At 53.0% G+C, this 16,035-nt stretch carries 20 protein-coding genes; 10 read left to right on the top strand and 10 right to left on the bottom strand.

What is annotated here, in order from left to right:
- Positions 1–5 precede the first annotated feature (5 nt).
- Positions 6–1,634 (bottom strand): PTS transporter subunit IIBC, encoded by a 1,629-nt coding sequence (locus DI14_RS03325; RefSeq protein ID WP_034805186.1) that lies wholly within the window; start codon positions 1,632–1,634, stop codon positions 6–8.
- 220 nt (positions 1,635–1,854) lie between these two features.
- Here DI14_RS03325 and DI14_RS03320 point away from each other — a divergent pair, with 220 nt between their 5' ends.
- The 3 genes from DI14_RS03320 to DI14_RS03310 all read left to right on the top strand — a co-directional run bounded on the left by DI14_RS03320 (position 1,855) and on the right by DI14_RS03310 (position 3,721).
- The gene (locus tag DI14_RS03320; protein WP_034805184.1) at positions 1,855–2,619 is read left to right on the top strand and encodes an RNA methyltransferase; all 765 of its coding nucleotides are present in this window, start codon (positions 1,855–1,857) and stop codon (positions 2,617–2,619) included.
- A gap of 56 nt (positions 2,620–2,675) precedes the next feature.
- Positions 2,676–3,131 carry a GNAT family N-acetyltransferase gene (locus DI14_RS03315; RefSeq protein ID WP_024372499.1) on the top strand — a complete coding sequence of 152 codons (456 nt, stop codon included), beginning with the start codon at positions 2,676–2,678 and terminating at the stop codon, positions 3,129–3,131.
- Positions 3,132–3,223: 92 nt separating this feature from the next.
- Positions 3,224–3,721, top strand: coding sequence for a hypothetical protein (locus DI14_RS03310; RefSeq protein WP_034805181.1), 498 nt, complete (start codon positions 3,224–3,226; stop codon positions 3,719–3,721).
- Between the two features lie 188 nt (positions 3,722–3,909).
- Here the strand turns inward: DI14_RS03310 and DI14_RS03305 are convergent, their stop codons facing one another.
- Entirely contained in the window at positions 3,910–4,419 is a 510-nt protein-coding gene (locus tag DI14_RS03305; protein WP_034805178.1) for a hypothetical protein, read from the bottom strand.
- Between the two features lie 116 nt (positions 4,420–4,535).
- Between DI14_RS03305 and DI14_RS03300 the strand changes: the two genes are divergently transcribed.
- The gene (locus tag DI14_RS03300) at positions 4,536–5,192 is read left to right on the top strand and encodes a TVP38/TMEM64 family protein (RefSeq protein ID WP_051622522.1); all 657 of its coding nucleotides are present in this window, start codon (positions 4,536–4,538) and stop codon (positions 5,190–5,192) included.
- 26 nt (positions 5,193–5,218) lie between these two features.
- Here DI14_RS03300 and queF read toward each other — a convergent pair whose 3' ends face one another.
- Genes queF through queC form a run of 4 tightly spaced genes read right to left on the bottom strand, consistent with a single transcriptional unit; the run spans position 5,219 to position 7,510 of the window.
- Positions 5,219–5,707: a preQ(1) synthase gene (queF, locus tag DI14_RS03295; protein WP_029333812.1), complete on the bottom strand. Its 489-nt coding sequence runs from the start codon at positions 5,705–5,707 to the stop codon at positions 5,219–5,221.
- An 11-nt stretch (positions 5,708–5,718) separates the two neighbouring features.
- Positions 5,719–6,414 carry a 7-carboxy-7-deazaguanine synthase QueE gene (gene queE, locus DI14_RS03290; RefSeq protein WP_200871097.1) on the bottom strand — a complete coding sequence of 232 codons (696 nt, stop codon included), beginning with the start codon at positions 6,412–6,414 and terminating at the stop codon, positions 5,719–5,721.
- The gene (gene queD / locus DI14_RS03285; protein ID WP_021068101.1) at positions 6,414–6,869 is read right to left on the bottom strand and encodes a 6-carboxytetrahydropterin synthase QueD; all 456 of its coding nucleotides are present in this window, start codon (positions 6,867–6,869) and stop codon (positions 6,414–6,416) included. Before queD ends, queE begins: the two co-directional genes overlap by 1 nt.
- Entirely contained in the window at positions 6,866–7,510 is a 645-nt protein-coding gene (gene queC / locus DI14_RS03280) for a 7-cyano-7-deazaguanine synthase QueC (protein WP_034805173.1), read from the bottom strand. Before queC ends, queD begins: the two co-directional genes overlap by 4 nt.
- A gap of 211 nt (positions 7,511–7,721) precedes the next feature.
- On the opposite strand from queC, the gene nhaC reads away from it, so the two are divergent.
- Positions 7,722–9,098 carry a Na+/H+ antiporter NhaC gene (nhaC, locus tag DI14_RS03275; RefSeq protein WP_034805171.1) on the top strand — a complete coding sequence of 459 codons (1,377 nt, stop codon included), beginning with the start codon at positions 7,722–7,724 and terminating at the stop codon, positions 9,096–9,098.
- Positions 9,099–9,157: 59 nt separating this feature from the next.
- Here nhaC and DI14_RS03270 read toward each other — a convergent pair whose 3' ends face one another.
- Complete coding sequence (locus tag DI14_RS03270; protein ID WP_034805169.1) at positions 9,158–9,631, bottom strand: NUDIX hydrolase; 474 nt, start codon at positions 9,629–9,631, stop codon at positions 9,158–9,160.
- A 122-nt stretch (positions 9,632–9,753) separates the two neighbouring features.
- On the opposite strand from DI14_RS03270, the gene DI14_RS03265 reads away from it, so the two are divergent.
- The 4 genes from DI14_RS03265 to DI14_RS03250 all read left to right on the top strand — a co-directional run bounded on the left by DI14_RS03265 (position 9,754) and on the right by DI14_RS03250 (position 13,111).
- Positions 9,754–10,344: a DNA-3-methyladenine glycosylase gene (locus DI14_RS03265; RefSeq protein WP_051622521.1), complete on the top strand. Its 591-nt coding sequence runs from the start codon at positions 9,754–9,756 to the stop codon at positions 10,342–10,344.
- A gap of 68 nt (positions 10,345–10,412) precedes the next feature.
- Entirely contained in the window at positions 10,413–10,925 is a 513-nt protein-coding gene (locus tag DI14_RS03260) for a type 1 glutamine amidotransferase domain-containing protein (RefSeq protein ID WP_034805166.1), read from the top strand.
- A gap of 116 nt (positions 10,926–11,041) precedes the next feature.
- Entirely contained in the window at positions 11,042–12,187 is a 1,146-nt protein-coding gene (locus DI14_RS03255) for an MFS transporter (RefSeq protein ID WP_235193380.1), read from the top strand.
- Between the two features lie 90 nt (positions 12,188–12,277).
- Positions 12,278–13,111 carry an undecaprenyl-diphosphate phosphatase gene (locus tag DI14_RS03250; RefSeq protein WP_034805164.1) on the top strand — a complete coding sequence of 278 codons (834 nt, stop codon included), beginning with the start codon at positions 12,278–12,280 and terminating at the stop codon, positions 13,109–13,111.
- A 165-nt stretch (positions 13,112–13,276) separates the two neighbouring features.
- On the opposite strand, the gene bshB2 is transcribed toward DI14_RS03250, so the two are convergent.
- The 3 genes from bshB2 to pdxK are packed head-to-tail and all read right to left on the bottom strand — an operon-like array spanning position 13,277 to position 15,176.
- Positions 13,277–13,930, bottom strand: coding sequence for a bacillithiol biosynthesis deacetylase BshB2 (gene bshB2, locus DI14_RS03245; RefSeq protein WP_034805162.1), 654 nt, complete (start codon positions 13,928–13,930; stop codon positions 13,277–13,279).
- On the bottom strand, positions 13,927–14,298 hold the full coding sequence (locus DI14_RS03240; protein ID WP_034805159.1) for a YojF family protein: 372 nt from the start codon (positions 14,296–14,298) through the stop codon (positions 13,927–13,929). Before DI14_RS03240 ends, bshB2 begins: the two co-directional genes overlap by 4 nt.
- Positions 14,299–14,351: 53 nt before the next feature.
- Positions 14,352–15,176, bottom strand: coding sequence for a pyridoxine/pyridoxal/pyridoxamine kinase (gene pdxK / locus DI14_RS03235; protein WP_034805158.1), 825 nt, complete (start codon positions 15,174–15,176; stop codon positions 14,352–14,354).
- Between the two features lie 187 nt (positions 15,177–15,363).
- On the opposite strand from pdxK, the gene cbpA reads away from it, so the two are divergent.
- The gene (gene cbpA, locus DI14_RS03230; RefSeq protein WP_034805156.1) at positions 15,364–15,999 is read left to right on the top strand and encodes a cyclic di-AMP binding protein CbpA; all 636 of its coding nucleotides are present in this window, start codon (positions 15,364–15,366) and stop codon (positions 15,997–15,999) included.
- Positions 16,000–16,035: the final 36 nt, after the last annotated feature.

Here is a 16,035-nt window from a genome sequence, read left to right as displayed (position 1 = left end):
GTTGATTATGCTCCGATGACGTCTTGAATGTCTGACTTCAATACGTCGGCTTTCGGGCCGTAGATTGCTTGGACACCGCGGTCTTTCAAGATGAGACCCATGGCGCCGTTCTTTTTCCATTCGCTCTCTTCCGAGACGAGCGACATATCTTTAACCGTGACGCGTAGACGTGTCATGCACGCATCGACGTCTTCAATATTTTCTTCCCCACCGAGAAGGGCGATAATCCCCATGACCTGCTCGTTGCCTGTCACAGTCGATTTCTCGGTCGTTTCTTCCATGTAGTTTCCGTTACGTCCAGGCGTCGGCAAGTTCATCTTCTTGATGAAGAAATTGAACACACCGAAGTTGATGAAGAAGAACGCGATGGCGACGAGGAAGAAGTTAATCAAGTCTTGAAGGAGACCCGCTTTGACAATCATCGGGATGCGTGTGAGCAACTCGATCGCACCGAATGCGTGAACACGAAGGTCGATGATGTCCGCCAAGGCGAAGGCGGCACCTGCCATGAGTGCGTAAACGACATAAAGGACTGGTGCGACAAACATGAACATGAACTCGATTGGTTCTGTGACTCCTGTCAAGAAGACCGCGAGACCAGCAGATAAGAACATTGGTTTGTATTGTGCTTTCTTGTCCGCATCGACGTTACGGTACATGGCGTAAGCGGCACCGATGAGCGCTGCGAACGACAAGAGCACTTGTCCGACTTTGAAACGGGCCGGGACGACATCCGCGAGGAGCGCGTTGTAGGCAGCCGTATCACCAGCAGCACGGAGGTTGACGAGGTCCGTTACCCATGCCAACCAGAGCGGGTCTTGTCCGGCGACGACCGAACCAGCTGTCGCACCTGTCAAAATCGTATATGTGCCACCGAGCTCCGTATAGTTCATCGGGACGGTGAGCATGTGGTGGAGACCAAACGGCAAGAGCAAACGCTCGAGTGCCCCGTAGATGAACGGTGCAAGGACAGGCGCCGTGTTGCGTGACGTGGCGATCCACTCACCGAAGCTGTTGAGTGCCCCTTGAATCGTCGGCCAGACAATCGAGAGCGCGATGGCCGCGACGACTGAACCGAGGATGACGACGAATGGGACGAAACGCTTCCCGTTGAAGAACGAGAGGGCGTTCGGCAATTTGTTGAAGTTGTAGAACTTATTATAGAGAGCACCACCGAGGAAACCGGCGATAATCCCGACGAACACGCCCATGTTGAGGGCTGGCGAACCGAGGACAGATGTGAAGTAGTCGGCAACGACGAGATCGGCACCGAAGAGCGACTTCACGGTCGCTTCTGAATCTTGGAGCATGGCACCGTTGACGTTAAAGATGGCACCGGTGACGCGGTTGATTAAGATGAAAGCGATCAGGGCAGCGAAAGCGCCGCCTGCTTTATCTTTTGCCCATGAGCCACCGATGGCGACTGCGAACAAGATATGTAGGTTGACGATGATGCCCCAACCAAGGTCTTCGATGATGCGAGCCGTCGTCAGTAAAATCCCGACGTCGCCGGCTGACATGCCGATGAGTTTACCGATTGAAATCATAAGACCTGCAGCAGGCATGACGGCGATGACGACCATTAAGGCCTTCCCGAGCTTCTGCCAAAAATCGAACGAGATAAGTTGTTTCATATAATACGCTTCCTTCCTGTACGGAACTTTTTATCTGTCTATGGCGACTGCCAATGCAATCGCTTGCATAAATGATTGTAATCGATTGCATAAGTTTGTGCAACCGGTTTCCTAATTTTCATTTATTTTCATAAAATGACTGAAACAGCGGGATGCGACGTTAACTTGTCAGCACAATCGAATCCCGCTACAATACTAGAGGTTGAAAGGGGCGAGAATCATGGGTTGGAGACAGACGACATCGGCATTATCAAAAGAAGAGCAAGCGGCATTGCTTGAAGAATTGTTACAGTCAGGCCTTCTATTAGAAGAGGACCGGCTGCTGTATAGCATGTTGATGCCGGACCGCGTCAAGCGTATGCAGGAAGTATTGGATTTACGGACGAACCATATCACGATTCTGACGGAAGGGGTCGATGATCCGCACAACCAGTCGGCCGTGCTTCGTTCGGCCGACGCGTTCGGTGTCCAGACGTTGCACGTCGTCGAGGGCCGGGCCAAGTTTAAACCGAACTCGATTATCGCGAAAAGCGCCGATCGTTGGGTCGATGTGGTCGAACACCGATCAATCGAAGACGCGATTGATCGATTGAAGGCGGACGGCTATCAAGTGCTCGCGACGGCACTCAGTGAAGAGGCGGTCCCGCTCGAGGATATCGACGTGTCAAAACCGACCGTGCTCTTGTTCGGGAATGAGCATCACGGTGTATCGGATCAAGCGCTCGCCAAAGCGGACGGCAATTACGTGATTCCGATGCAAGGGTACGTCCAAAGTTTGAACATCTCGGTCGCCGCGGCGATCTCGTTATACGACGTGACGACACGGGCGCGCCATGTCGTGACGGAAGGCTATGGATTGAAGGTAGAAGACAAACAGCGCATCTTGAAGAATTGGATGGTCAAGAGCTTGCCGAAGCGTTCGCTCGGCGTGTATAAACAAAAAGGTCTATCCGCATTTGAACGCGAAACAGGAAAATCCGAGTAAACGGCGAAGTGTACAGACGTACGAGCACTGTTCACACGTTGAAAGGGGATGGAACGATGAGTACGACCAGTTCATTTATCGTGAAAGATGTGACGACGAATTTCAAAGACTTTGAAGAGGAATTCTTTAACCTGTACCGCACGTTATACGGGGACATCGATCAACTTCGTTTTAAAGAGCGACTGTACCGCCATGCGAACCCGCTCGTGTTGCTCGCGTTCTCGGACGAGCGTCTCGTCGGTTTCAAAATCGGCTACGAGGCCGAGCCGTATCGTTTTTATAGCTGGGCCGGCGGTGTCCACCCCGAGTTTCAAAAGCATGGCATCGGACGCAAGCTGATGGACACGCAACTCGAATGGGTGAAAGCGCAAGGGTTCCATTCGATTCGGACGAAAGCGCGCAACACGAACAAGGGTGTCATCATCTTGAACTTGTTGTGTGGCTACGACATTATGGGGGCGTATACGGAAGATCACGAACCACGCATCATGATGGAGAAACAATTGAACTGACAAGTGAGCCGTCGCGAGTGCCGCGGCTTTTTTTCGTGGGCTTGAAACCAAATGAAGCGGCGTCCGTATATTAGGAAAATGGGGGAGACGTCATGGTCAACACGTTCGCATTTGGGGAAGAGGTATACATTGATTCGACGGGGATGGGAGATTCACTGTTCGCGGGGATGTTCAGTATCTTTCCGATTTTTATCATCGGCATTCTCGCTGTTATGATCATCGCTATTATAAGCATGATTCGCCAAGCGACGAAGACGAAAGGTATGTTGAAAGACATGCAACGCTTCGCGACGGAACTCGCCGACCATCCAGATGACGTCGCAGCGAATCGACTCGCGGATTATTTGCGTGACGTGACTTCGTTCCCGGTCGAACGGACGCAGATGGAGCCGTTCCGGGTCGCGCTCGGTAGCTATCAATTGGTCATGGAGTCACCGCACGTGCACGACGAGACGAAGGAGCGGATCGACCGCCAATACAAGCGGCTCGGCATCTTGGACGGGGAAAAGTTTGCCGACGAGCCGGCACCGCGACGTAGTTCGAGTTCGCACCACCATCACCATCACAACGACCATCATCACCACACGTGAAAAAACGCGCCAGGGAGTGTTCCCCGGCGCGTTTTCGGCGCACTTGAATGGTGTCTGGTTAGGAACGAGTGACAGGTGAACGTGTCATCGGTCATCGGTGATTGGTTGGTCCATGGCCGTGTTCGCATCCAGTCGCATTGGAGAAAGTTTGGCGCCAATCCTTGACCCGGAGTCTCACCGGGCCAAGGTCACATGTATCGACTCGGGTCAAAGTCGATCTCCGTTCGATAATTGGCAGCGTTGATGGCGTTCGAGATGCGATTCGCCCGTTTCTCGACGTCAATCGCCTTCAAGCGATATAGCTCCGGGTCATAGAGCGCATGCTTGATGACAGCCGTCCCTTCACCAAAACCGTATTGAAACTCGCGCTTCGGTCGCTCGGACAAATCTTGATACATGCGGGCCTGAGCACGCAATTGGATGGCGAACTCAATCGCCTCGACGAGCGGGAGCGGGCCGTCGTGCGTCTCAATCACCGTCTTCAAGTTCGCTTCATAGACGAGGCGGTCGAGACGGCGCATATCACGCCGAATCGACTCGAGTTCGACTTCGATGTCTTCAAGCGAACGGGATTGAATCGTCGGGAGCGGTTCGTCTTTCTCAAGCTCGATGAACGCGACGCGCTCGACTTCTTCTAACAACTTATCAATCTGCTTATGGAGCAGGCTCTTCAGTTTGATGGCATCTGCCAAGTACATAGGGAGTCCTCCTTCTGCTTTTTCTTACCGTACCATAACGGGATTGCCGAAAAAAGGAAGACGTTACTTTTTTGGGGCGAGACGATATGATGGTAAAAAGAGAGGGGGTCGTTTCGGTGAAAAAGTGGAAGACGCAATGGATCATTGCTAGCGTGTTGCTCATCTTTGGGACGGCGACGCTCCTCTATCAATGGATCGACTTGAACCCGGGCGTGATTCGGGACTATATCATAGCGTTCGGCTGGATGGCACCGGTCGTATTCATCCTCCTCTATACGTTCCGTCCGCTCATCCTCTTCCCCGCGTCCGTCCTGTCGATTGCAGGGGGGCTCGCGTTCGGGACGTTGCCGGGTATGTTATACACGATTATCGGGGCGACGCTCAGTGCGCTCGTCGCCTTTTACGTGGCGACCCGGTTCGGGGAACGCTTCTTGAACCACTTTGAATCGACCGATTATAAAAAACTACAACAAAAAATCGAGGAGGACGGTTTCTTCTACGTCCTCATCTTACGGCTCATCCCGCTCGTCAACTTCGACTTGGTGAGCTACGTCTCGGGCCTTGCGAAAGTGAAGCTGCCAGCGTTCGTCCTCGCGACCGTCGTCGGCATGATCCCGGGCGCGTTCGCGAACAACTTTCTCGGCAGCAGCATTGCGACCGGGGACTTCAAGATGATTGTCCTCGCGTTAATCGTCTTCGCCGTCTTGACGCTCGTCGCGACCGTGTTTCGCGAGCCGATTAAACGAAAAATCCATCGCTACCAAAAAAAGTAGGCGCCCCGTGGGCACCTACTTTTCGTTTAGCGGTTATCGACCGTCTCTGGATAGAGGTCGTGGTTGAAGAGGCGATGTTCCGCCATTTTTTCGTATTTCGTGCCCGGCTTCCCATAGTTGTAGTACGGGTCGATCGAGATGCCGCCGCGTGGTGTGAACTTGCCCCACACTTCGAGGTAGCGCGGCTCCATTAACTTGACGAGGTCCTTCCCGATTACGTTGATGCAGTTCTCGTGGAAGTCTCCGTGGTTACGGAAGCTGAACAAATAGAGTTTGAGCGATTTCGACTCGACGAGCTTCTCGTCCGGGATGTACGAGATGTAAATCGTCGCGAAGTCCGGTTGGTTCGTGATCGGGCAGAGCGACGTGAACTCCGGGGCGTTGAACTTCACGAAGTAATCGTTCTCCGGGTGACGGTTCGGGAACGCCTCGAGGACGTCCGGTGCGTATTCAAAAATGTATGGGACGCTCTTCTGTCCGAGGAGCGACAAGTCTTGTAAGTCTTCTGGTCTCATATTCATTCTCCTTAGACGCCACGTTCGTTGGCGTACAGTAATGTGTGTAGCTGCGGCAAGACACGGACGCTTTGCCACGACGGGTCGCGCGCGACGTCTTCCCATAATTGTTTCAGGCGACGGAGCTGGGCGTCGGTGATGTCACCGTCCGCACCAGGCTCTGGGTTACCGGCCGACAAGTACATGACGTCCGGCGTATAGCGCGTCTGGACTTGTTTTGCGTAGGCGAGATCGACTTCATCGAACACGGCGACTTTGAACGTCGTCTGTTCCGGACGGAGTCGCTCGACGATGGCGTCGAGTTTCTCCCAATCGGTCGACATGCCGGACGAGGGCGGTTTTGGGCTGAGTGTCACGTCGTCGATTTGCGTGAGCCAGTCTTGATAGCGGCTCCCTTGCGTCTCGACGGCGAGCTTGACGCCACGTGCCTTCAGCTTCTCGACCAAGTCTTTCATGCCGGCGATGAGGAGCGGGTTGCCGCCAGAGATGGTGACGTAGTCGTACATACCGAGTGCGTCAAGTCGTTCGATGATGGCGTCGGCCGACAGCATGTCTGGTTTTTCCGAGCCGTCCCATGTGAAGGCGGAGTCACACCACGAACAGCGATAATCGCAACCGGCGGTCCGGACGAACATCGTCTTCTGTCCGATGGCGCGGCCTTCCCCTTGGAACGTCGGGCCGAATACTTCGAGGACCGGGATTTTCATCAGTCCACCAACCATTCACGGCGGAACTCGGCGTATGACGTCGGCGTCTCATACAGTTTGACGAACTCGACACGGACGTCGCGCTCGTCAGGCAAGTGTTTGGCGAGCTGCTCGAAAATCCAATAGCACATGTTTTCGGCCGTCGTGTTCATATATGGCAACGATTCGTTCAAATAGCGATGGTCGAGATACGGTTCGAGCTCTTCTTTGAAGATGGCTTTCAAGTCACCGAAGTCGAGCGTCATCCCGCGGTTGTCTAAAAAGCCGCTGATGCCCATTTGCAGTTTATACGTATGGCCATGGAGCGCACGGCACTTGCCGTCGTAATCGAACAAGTGGTGGGCGGCGTCAAACGTCACTTCTTTGACGATTTGGACGCGATGCGGACAATAGATGAGCGAGCCGTCCTGTTTGGCTTCGACACTCGTTGGGGCGAGGAACGGGGCGTTCTTCATACACGCACCCCCTCGTACGCGTCAAGGCCGTTTTGACGAAGCACACACGCTGGGCACTCGCCGCAGCCTGAGCCAAGGATGCCGTTGTAGCACGTGAGCGTCCGCTCTTTGACGTAGTCGAACGCACCGAGACGGTCGGCAAGTTCCCACGTCTGTTTCTTATCGAGCCACATGAGTGGCGTATCGATGACGAACGGATAGTCCATCGCTAAGTTGAGTGTAACGTTGAGTGATTTGATGAATTGGTCGCGGCAGTCCGGATAGCCTGAAAAGTCAGTTTCGCACACACCGGTCACGATGTGGTGCATACCGAGCTGTTTCGCCATGACGGCTGCGAACGACAAGAAGAGATGATTGCGTCCATCGACGAACGTATTTGGGACGTCCGCATTGTCGATGTCGAGATCATGTCTCGTCAACGCGTTAGAGGTGAGTTGTCCGAGTAAGGACAAGTCGAGGATGTGGTGCGGGACATCGAGTTCGGCCGCAATCTCTTTTGCGACCTCGATTTCCGCGTCGTGGCGTTGCCCATAGGCGAACGTCACAGCTTCCACGTGAGAGAATTGTTGTTTTGCCCAAAATAGGCAAGTGGTTGAATCTTGACCGCCACTGAAGACGACCAATGCTTTTTCGTGTTGCATGATGCACACTTCCTTTTTCGCTAGTTTTGATGTCGGAGGAGGTTACGAACTCCGGAGGTCACCCTCGAGCGTTTACTTTACCATAAAAAGTTGTTTGACAGGGTAAAGAGGAGCAGGTATAGTAAAGAACATCACTGACTTGCTTTCGTGCATAAAAGCGTTTAAGCGGTTAGGCAAAATAAAAAGATGGAACTGAAAGGAGGGGACGTCGATGCAGATGAAAGGTAAAGAGGCTGTATTCGTCGTGCTGATGAGCGGGATTTCCCTGCTCGCACTGATGTTTTTGGCCAAAGCGACGCCACATATGGCGATCTTTGGCACAATGGTATTAATAGGGGGTTACGCGTATTATCGCACGCGTGATTTCAAACGAATCGAAGCGGCGATGATTAGCGGGATTCGCGAAGCGATTATGCCGGTCTTGATTTTACTGCTCATCGGGATGTTGATTGGTGTATGGCAGATGTCTGGTACGGTGGCGACGATCCTCTCCATCGGTTTAGATACAATTTCAGCACAATGGTTCTTGCCGAGCGTCTTGCTCATCACGATGATTGTCTCGTCGTTCACGGGCAGTGCCTTCACGACGGTCGGTACGGTCGGGGTCGCCTTGTTCGGAATCGGGATGGCGCTTGGGATCTCTCCGGCGCTCGCAGCCGGGGCCATCGTCTCGGGTGCGCTCTTCGGTGACAAGATGAGCCCGCTGTCGGATACGACGAACTTTGCGCCGGCTGTGGCTGGTGTCAAACTGTTCGACCATATTCGTTTCATGTTGGGGACGACCGTACCGGCTATCTTGATTACATTTGTGTTATTCGCAATTCTTGGTCGGAACGGTCAAGCGGCCGATACGGCGCAAATCGCGGAAGCGCAGGCGGCACTTGCTGGACGATTCAACTTGTCTTGGTTGACGCTGCTCGCGCCGGTTCTCGTCGCGATGCTTGCGTTCCGCCGCATGCCGGTCTTGCCGACGATGCTCGTCGGGATGTTCGCCGGGGTGTTGACGGCTGGTTTCGTTCAAGGCAACTGGAACGTCACAAACTGGTTCGGTGTCATGCAGGCCGGGTTCAAGTCGGGCGTCGAGAACGAGACGATTGCATCTGTGCTCGATCGTGGCGGACTCGAGTCGATGCTCTGGTCGGTCAGTCTCGTCTTGATTGCGCTCGCGTTCGGTGGCTTGCTCCGTGAGCTCGGCGTATTCCAAGCGATTGTCGATGCGTTGCTCGAACGATTGAAATCACCAGGCAGCTCGGTGTTGTCGGTCGTCCTCAGCTCGATTGGCGTCAACTTGCTCGCGGGCGAACAGTACTTGTCAATCTTGCTCCCAGGTCAAGCGTTCAAGCAAGGGTTCATCGATCGCGGCATCGATCCCCGTTACTTGTCACGTGCCCTCGAAGACGGTGGGACGGTCATCAACCCGCTCATCCCATGGGGCGTGTCGGGTGCGTTCTTCGCCGCTACACTCGGGGTGCCGGTGCTTGAATACGCACCATTCGCTTTCTTCCTCTGGCTCAGCCCGATTTTCTCGATTATTCTCGGATACGTGAAGTTGGGAAAGCAGCGTGAGACGATGCGAATCGCATCTTAATCGAATCACTCAAAAAACCATCTAGGACAATTAAAGGTCCTGGATGGTTTTTGAGTGTCTCAAGTAAAAGAGCTCTCAAGTTCCCATAGCGCATCTCCGAACTGGTCGATGAGCGCCTGAGCCCTCGATTCGATGTTCGATGGCAAGTCAGCTCTTGAGAAATACTGCAAGTCCAGACTTTCTCCGTCGTTCATGGCTAACGCCCCTTGCACGCGCTTCGCATGGAAGAGGTTGATGACACTATGCGTTTCGTCTCCGTTCGGATACTTGAAGTAAAACTTCGGTCCCGAACAGACACCGACGAGTTCAAATTGATTCGTTTCAAGCCCTGTCTCTTCATTCAATTCACGAGCGGCCACTTCTTCTAACGTCTCATTCAACTCCATCGAGCCTCCGGGCAATCCCCAATCATTCGTATCGGACCGATGTTGGAACAACAGCTCCCCGTATTCGTTCAACACGAGGATGGTCGCCCCGACACTGATGAGCGGCCTGCTCCCCACTGTCTGTCTTAACTCTAGAAGATACCCCATCTTTCTTCGCCTCGCTTTCTCGTATGTCATACCATTCGATTCCGATCATGAATTCCCTTTGACTACGAAGGGCATTTTTTTGTGTCCGTGCGCTAACGTTTGAGAAAATAGGTGGAGGAGGGATGACGATGAAACGACTCGACCTATCATTTTATGAACAACCGACGATTGAATTGGCCCGATCGCTGCTTGGTAAGTATCTCGTCCACAATCATTTCGACGGTCAAATTGTCGGGAAAATCGTCGAGACGGAAGCGTACCTTGGTGCCATCGATCGAGCGGCCCATAGCTTCGGCGGCAGACGGACGAATCGGACCGAGGTCATGTTCGGGATGCCGGGACACGTCTATACGTATCAGATGCACACGCATACACTCTTGAACGTCGTGAGCGGTCCGGTCGGCACGCCGGAAGCCGTCCTCATCCGAGCCATCGAGCCGATTGAAGGACAGGCGGTTATCGACATGTATCGTCCTGGCATCAAACGGTTCGATCAGACGAACGGTCCTGGGAAACTGACGAAAGCGCTCGGGATCACGATGGACTTGTACGGGCATTCGCTCCAACATGAACCGCTCTATATCGTCGAAGGGGACGTCATTCCAGACATCGAGGCCGGTCCGCGCATCGGGATTCCGAACACGGGCGAAGCGCGTGACTATCCGTATCGCTTCTTCGAACGGACCAATCCGTACGTCTCCAAGTTTCGCTGAATGTTTATGGTCCGGTTAGTTGTGGAACACTCCCTATGTGCTTAAAAATAATGAGGGAGTGTTTCAATATGGCAAAAGTAGCAACGCTAATCACAGACATGTTTGAAGACGTAGAGTTCACGGGTCCACGCGACGCATTGGTGGAAGCGGGGCACGAAGTTGTCACGATTGAAAAGAAAGCTGGGAATACAGTCGAAGGCAAACAAGGGGAGTCGAAGGTCACAATCGACAAAGCCATCGACGACGTCTCACCAGAAGACTTTGACGCACTGCTCTTACCGGGCGGATTCTCACCTGATTTGTTGCGCGAAGATGACCGTTTCGTCCAGTTCGCGAAAGCGTTCATGGACGCGAAAAAGCCGGTGTTCGCCATTTGTCACGGACCACAGCTGTTGATTACGGCGAAGACGCTCGAAGGCCGCGATGCGACGGGCTACAAGTCGATTAAAGTCGACATGGAATACGCTGGAGCGAAGTATGCGGACAAAGAAGTCGTCGTCTGCCAAGAACAGCTCGTGACGAGCCGTCAACCGGACGACATCCCGGCGTTCAATCGCGAGATGCTCAATCTGATTAAATAATGTGCAGGCCACGGAATGTTTCCGTGGCTTTTTTTTGTGTCAGCGGGAATAGACAAACAAGGAGGAGATGTATGATGAAAAGAGCACGTTCACCTAGTTAAGTCGGTCGAAACGTTGTGTTGCTTGGTTGGATGCGTTGGTTCGATGCGCTCATCCCGGCCTACACGATTGAACGTCTGTTTTGGGAGTCGCGGACGATCACGATTCAAGAGGTTGTCTATCTCGAAATGATTTACGCCGTCCTCGTCGTGATGCTTGAAGTGCCGACGGGTGTCCTCGCCGACCGATTTGAGCGGCGGCGGCTGATGCAAATCGGGGTCGGGTTGGAATGTCTATCGTTTATCGTTCTACTGTTGTCGTTCTCGTTTGTCGGGTTTGCTGTCGCCATCGGCTTGTCAGGCATTGGAGCGGCGTTTCGAAGCGGGGCCGAGAATGCGTTGCTGTATGAGACGCTCGAACAGGACGGAAAGGCGGGAACGTTTGAACGTACAGTCGGTCGATTGAACGTCATCGGAATCGTCGCAGCCGTGCTCGCGGCCCTCAGTGGCAGTCTGTTGGCGACACGCTTCCCGTTTGAGCTGAATTACGTGCTGTCGATTGTCAGTTTGTTCATCGCGACGACATGCAGTCTCGGTCTGATTGAAACAAAGCGAGTCGTATCGGACGAACGGTTGATGTGGGCGGACATCGCGGCCGGTTTCCGCTTTATTCGGCAACATCGTCGCGTGTTTATCGTAACGTCGTTGTTTGTTGTGACCATTAGTGCGTTCAATTTTATCGATGAGTTCTGGCAGTTGTATGCGCGCGACGTCGCGCTTCCGCTTTATTGGTTCGGGATGCTATCAACGATTCTACTGCTCATCCAAATACCTGGACAGTTGGTCGCACCGGTGCTGTTACGTTTCGCCACGGCCGAGCGTTGGTTGCGCTGGATTGGCTGGGGCATCGGCATTGGCTTTGTCATCCTCGGTCTGTATCCAGGGCCGACCGGTCTCGTGATGATGGTCGGAATGGCCTGTCTCATCGGGATCGTTGAACCGCTCTATCTCGGGGCGTTGCACCACCGTGTCCCGTCCACGATTCGGGCGACGACGGAATCGTCCGTCTCGATGTTGCTGCATGGCGGCATCATCCTGTTCGGGCTCGTGTTTGCCGTCGGGGCAGGGGTAACGCTGTTCGCCGCCTTTTTGTTCATCGGGATTACCGTTTGTGTGCATCAAGCGATTGTCACGGTCAGAGCGTGGAAAGAGGATGCTTCCTGAAGCGTCCTCTTTTTTTACGTCTCAAGACCTAGGGCGGTTGAGAATAAATTTGTGTATGATAAGAAACAATACTGGAGTAGGAGATAAACAATGGAATGGTATGAATTATTTATTGGCTTTTTGTTAGGCGTCGTCGAAGGACTGACAGAGTTTGCTCCGGTATCGTCAACGGGACATATGATTCTCGTGGATGACCTGTGGCTCAACTCGAGCAGCTTCCTCGGTCAAGAGGTGGCGAACACATTTAAGATCGTAATTCAGCTCGGTTCGATTTTAGCGGTCATCGTCGTATTTCGAAATCGATTCAAAGAGTTGTTGAATCCGAAGGAGTTGCTCGCGATTCGCAGCAGCGGGCCGACAAAGAAACTGAACTTGCTGCATATCTTCATCGGTCTGCTCCCGGCAGGCGTGCTCGGGCTATTGTTTGAAGACTATATCGACGAGAACTTGTTCTCGATCAAGACCGTTTTAATCGGACTCGTCATCGGAGCATTCTTCATGATTGCCGCGGATTTGTTAGGCGTGAAGCGTCAAACGACAGCAACGCTCGATGAGATTTCGTATAAACAAGCGCTCGGTGTCGGCTTGATTCAATGTTTCTCGCTCTGGCCAGGTTTTTCACGCTCAGGGTCGACCATCTCGGGCGGTGTCCTCTTAGGGATGAGTCACCGGGCCGCGGCAGATTTTACATTCATCATGGCCGTACCAATCATGTTCGGTGCTAGTGCGCTGTCGCTCTACAGCAATTGGGAGTACTTTACGATGGCGACCCTACCGGTCTTCGTCGTCGGATTCATTAGCGCGTTCTTGTTCGCGCTCTTGTCGATTAAGTTCTTCTTGAAGTTGATCAACAAAGTGAAGTTGACGCCGTTCGCGATTTATCGCATCGTGTTGGCGGCTGTGATTTACTTCTTGTACTTCTAAGAAAAAAAGCGCATGTCAGCACATGCGCTTTGAAACCAATGATCCATCAAGTTCGTATAACCAAGTAGAGGTGAGAACATGGAACATATCGTTGTCGTATTGGGAACGTTGATTGGTCTTGGGACGGTCGGTACATTATTGTACGTGACACGACTTGCCTATGAATCATGAGAACGGATAGTGATAGAAGCGCTCACGTTGGAGTAACTCCATGACGTGGGCGTTTTCTGCGTTGTCGATGGCGCGTAACAGGCCTTCCGTCTGTGAACGGTGGGCGAGCAACGCTTCACGCTTCGCCGTGCTCTCTTGACCGACTTCGATGACGACGTGCGGTTTTCCGAGTTCGGCGTCGGTGCGATGGTCGAACGCGACTCCTAAAAATTCAGGACGCTTCGAGGCATCGATGTCTTGCAACGCTCGGACGACCGCACGTGCCGTCGCCTCGTGATCAGGGTGGACGGCGTAACCCGGATAGAAGGAGATAACGCGTGCCGGCTGTACTTCCTCGATTAAGGCGCTGAAACGTGCCGCCAGTTCCGCTTCGTCTTCGAATTCGACGGTTTTGTCGCGAAGTCCCCACATGCGGAGGTCATCGATGCCCATGACGGCACACGCTTCCTCGAGTTCATGTTTACGAATTTTCGGCAACTCTTCACGCGTCGTGAAAATCGGCGAACCCATATTGCGGCCCATCTCACCGAGCGTCAGGCAGACGTACGTGACCGGGAATCCGTGTTTATGGTGTTGGATAATCGTCCCGGCCGAGCTGAACGCTTCATCATCGGGATGCGGAAAAATAACGAGTAATGGTCCATTCATTGGCTTTCCACCTCCGAGGCTCCTTGTGGGAGCGGTTTGATGTCTAAGTGTAAGGCACAGGCGAGACGTCCGAGACGGTCATGCCCGGCGAGCAGGAGCTGGTCTCCGTGCTGTTCGTAGTCGGTCAAACCTTCGACGTAAAGCCAACCGTGATCGAGTTTTAAGCCGACCCGGTATGGTCCATCGCCCTTGATTTGGCCGATGCTATATTCGATGACGACGTTGCGGATAAACATACCGGCGTTATGAAAATCAGGCTCGTTATGCGTCGCATACGCCCCGTTCGTCGTCTCGACATGGACATAGAGCGGCATGGATACATGCGCGTCCAAATAAGTCTGGATGGTTGTAGGTTGAATTGATTTCACGCGGTTCCCTCCAATGGAAACGATGACCCGAGACATGCGTCCCGGGCCACCCGTTATGATTGTGTTGCTAGTTTTTTGCGGTAACCGGTATGGTTCGTTGGCCCAACGTATTGGTTGAGGCGGAACGAATGACGGACCGCTTCCGTGATGAACTCTTTTCCGATTTCGATGGCTTCATCGACCGAGTGACCGTTCGCGAGTGACGCCGCGATAGCTGACGAGAATGTGCAGCCGCCGCCGTGTGTGAAGGCCGGGTCGATTTTTTCGCTCTCGAGGAGGCGATACTCGTTGCCGTCGTAAAGCACGTCAAATGCTGTCTCAAAGCTGAGCTTGCCACCGACTTTGACGATGACGATTTCAGCGCCGAGTTCATGGATCAAGCGAGCAGCCTCTTTGATTTCTTCCATCGTTGAAGGTGTCTTATCGAGGCCAGCGAGCATACGCGCCTCGAACAAGTTTGGTGTGATGATTTTAGCGACCGGCACGAGGTGCTTGCGCATCGCGACCGCGACGTCCGGGTTGAGAATCTCGTCGGCACCTTTACATGCCATGACTGGGTCGACGACCGCGTTTTGGATGCCGTACTCTTTAATTTTACGGGCAGCGAGTTCGATAATCTCTGGAGTCGGGAGCATACCTGTCTTGACAGCATCGACACCAATCCCAGCGAGGACCGTATCAATCTGTTTCTCGATCAATGTCGTGTCGATCGGGAACACTTCGTGATGCCAAGCGTTATGTGGGTCTTGAGCCACGATGACCGTGAGGGCGGTCATGCCGTAAACACCGAGCTCTTCCATCGTTTTCAAGTCAGCTTGGATGCCTGCACCGCCACTCGTATCCGAGCCAGCGATTGTTAAAGCTTTTTTCATCGTCATAGTCGTTCAATCCCCTTTGTCTGTTTGGATAGTTTCACTATAACGACTTTTTGACGTTACGACAAATCCCTTGATTAGAAAGTGACGGACCAACTTTCCAAAAAACGAGAGGAGGATTTCAATCATATTTGGGGAATAGTAATGAATAGGGTGTAGACCACTTTTAATTGAGTAGGAGGAAAATCGCATGTTAGTGCACAGCTTATGCATTCCGAAAAAAGATGTCGTCACCATCAGTGAAACGGCGACATTACGGGAAGCGCTCGACACGCTCGAGAAAACGGGGTATCGCTGCGTACCTGTCCTAGATGAGACGGGAACGTTTTTCCGCGGTAACATTTATAAAATGCACATTTATCGTCACGGCATGAACGAGGGGAGCCTAGACGATAATGTCTTGACGCTCATCAAAAATACGCAAAAATATGTCCACGAGTCGGACGGGTTCTTCAAAGTGTTCTTCTCCATCAAAGAACTGCCGTACATCGCGGTGTTGAAAGACGAGAGCAACGAGTTTTACGGCATCTTGCCGCACGGGAAGATGCTCGGGATGCTCGAAGAAGCGTGGAGCCGTGATACGGGGAGTTACGTCGTCACGATCGCACTCAGCGAACAAGCCGGAGCGCTTGAGAAGATCACGAAAATCGTCAGCAAGTACTCGTCCATCGCGAGCTTGATGACACTCGACGCGAAGAGCAAAGTGCTTCGCCGCGTGTTGATCACGTTACCACCGGACGTCGAGGAGCCGACGAAAGATAAGATTGTCGCGAAACTCGAACAAAAAGGGTTCCGTGTCGTCGAAGTCGAGAATTTAAACAACTGAGACAAGACCTCCTTCACGCGAAGGAGGTCTTGTTCA

The sequence above is a fragment of the Exiguobacterium sp. AB2 genome (assembly GCF_000696055.1).
Lineage (GTDB): Bacteria > Bacillota > Bacilli > Exiguobacteriales > Exiguobacteriaceae > Exiguobacterium > Exiguobacterium alkaliphilum.
This window is presented reverse-complemented; position numbering and strand designations above follow the sequence as displayed.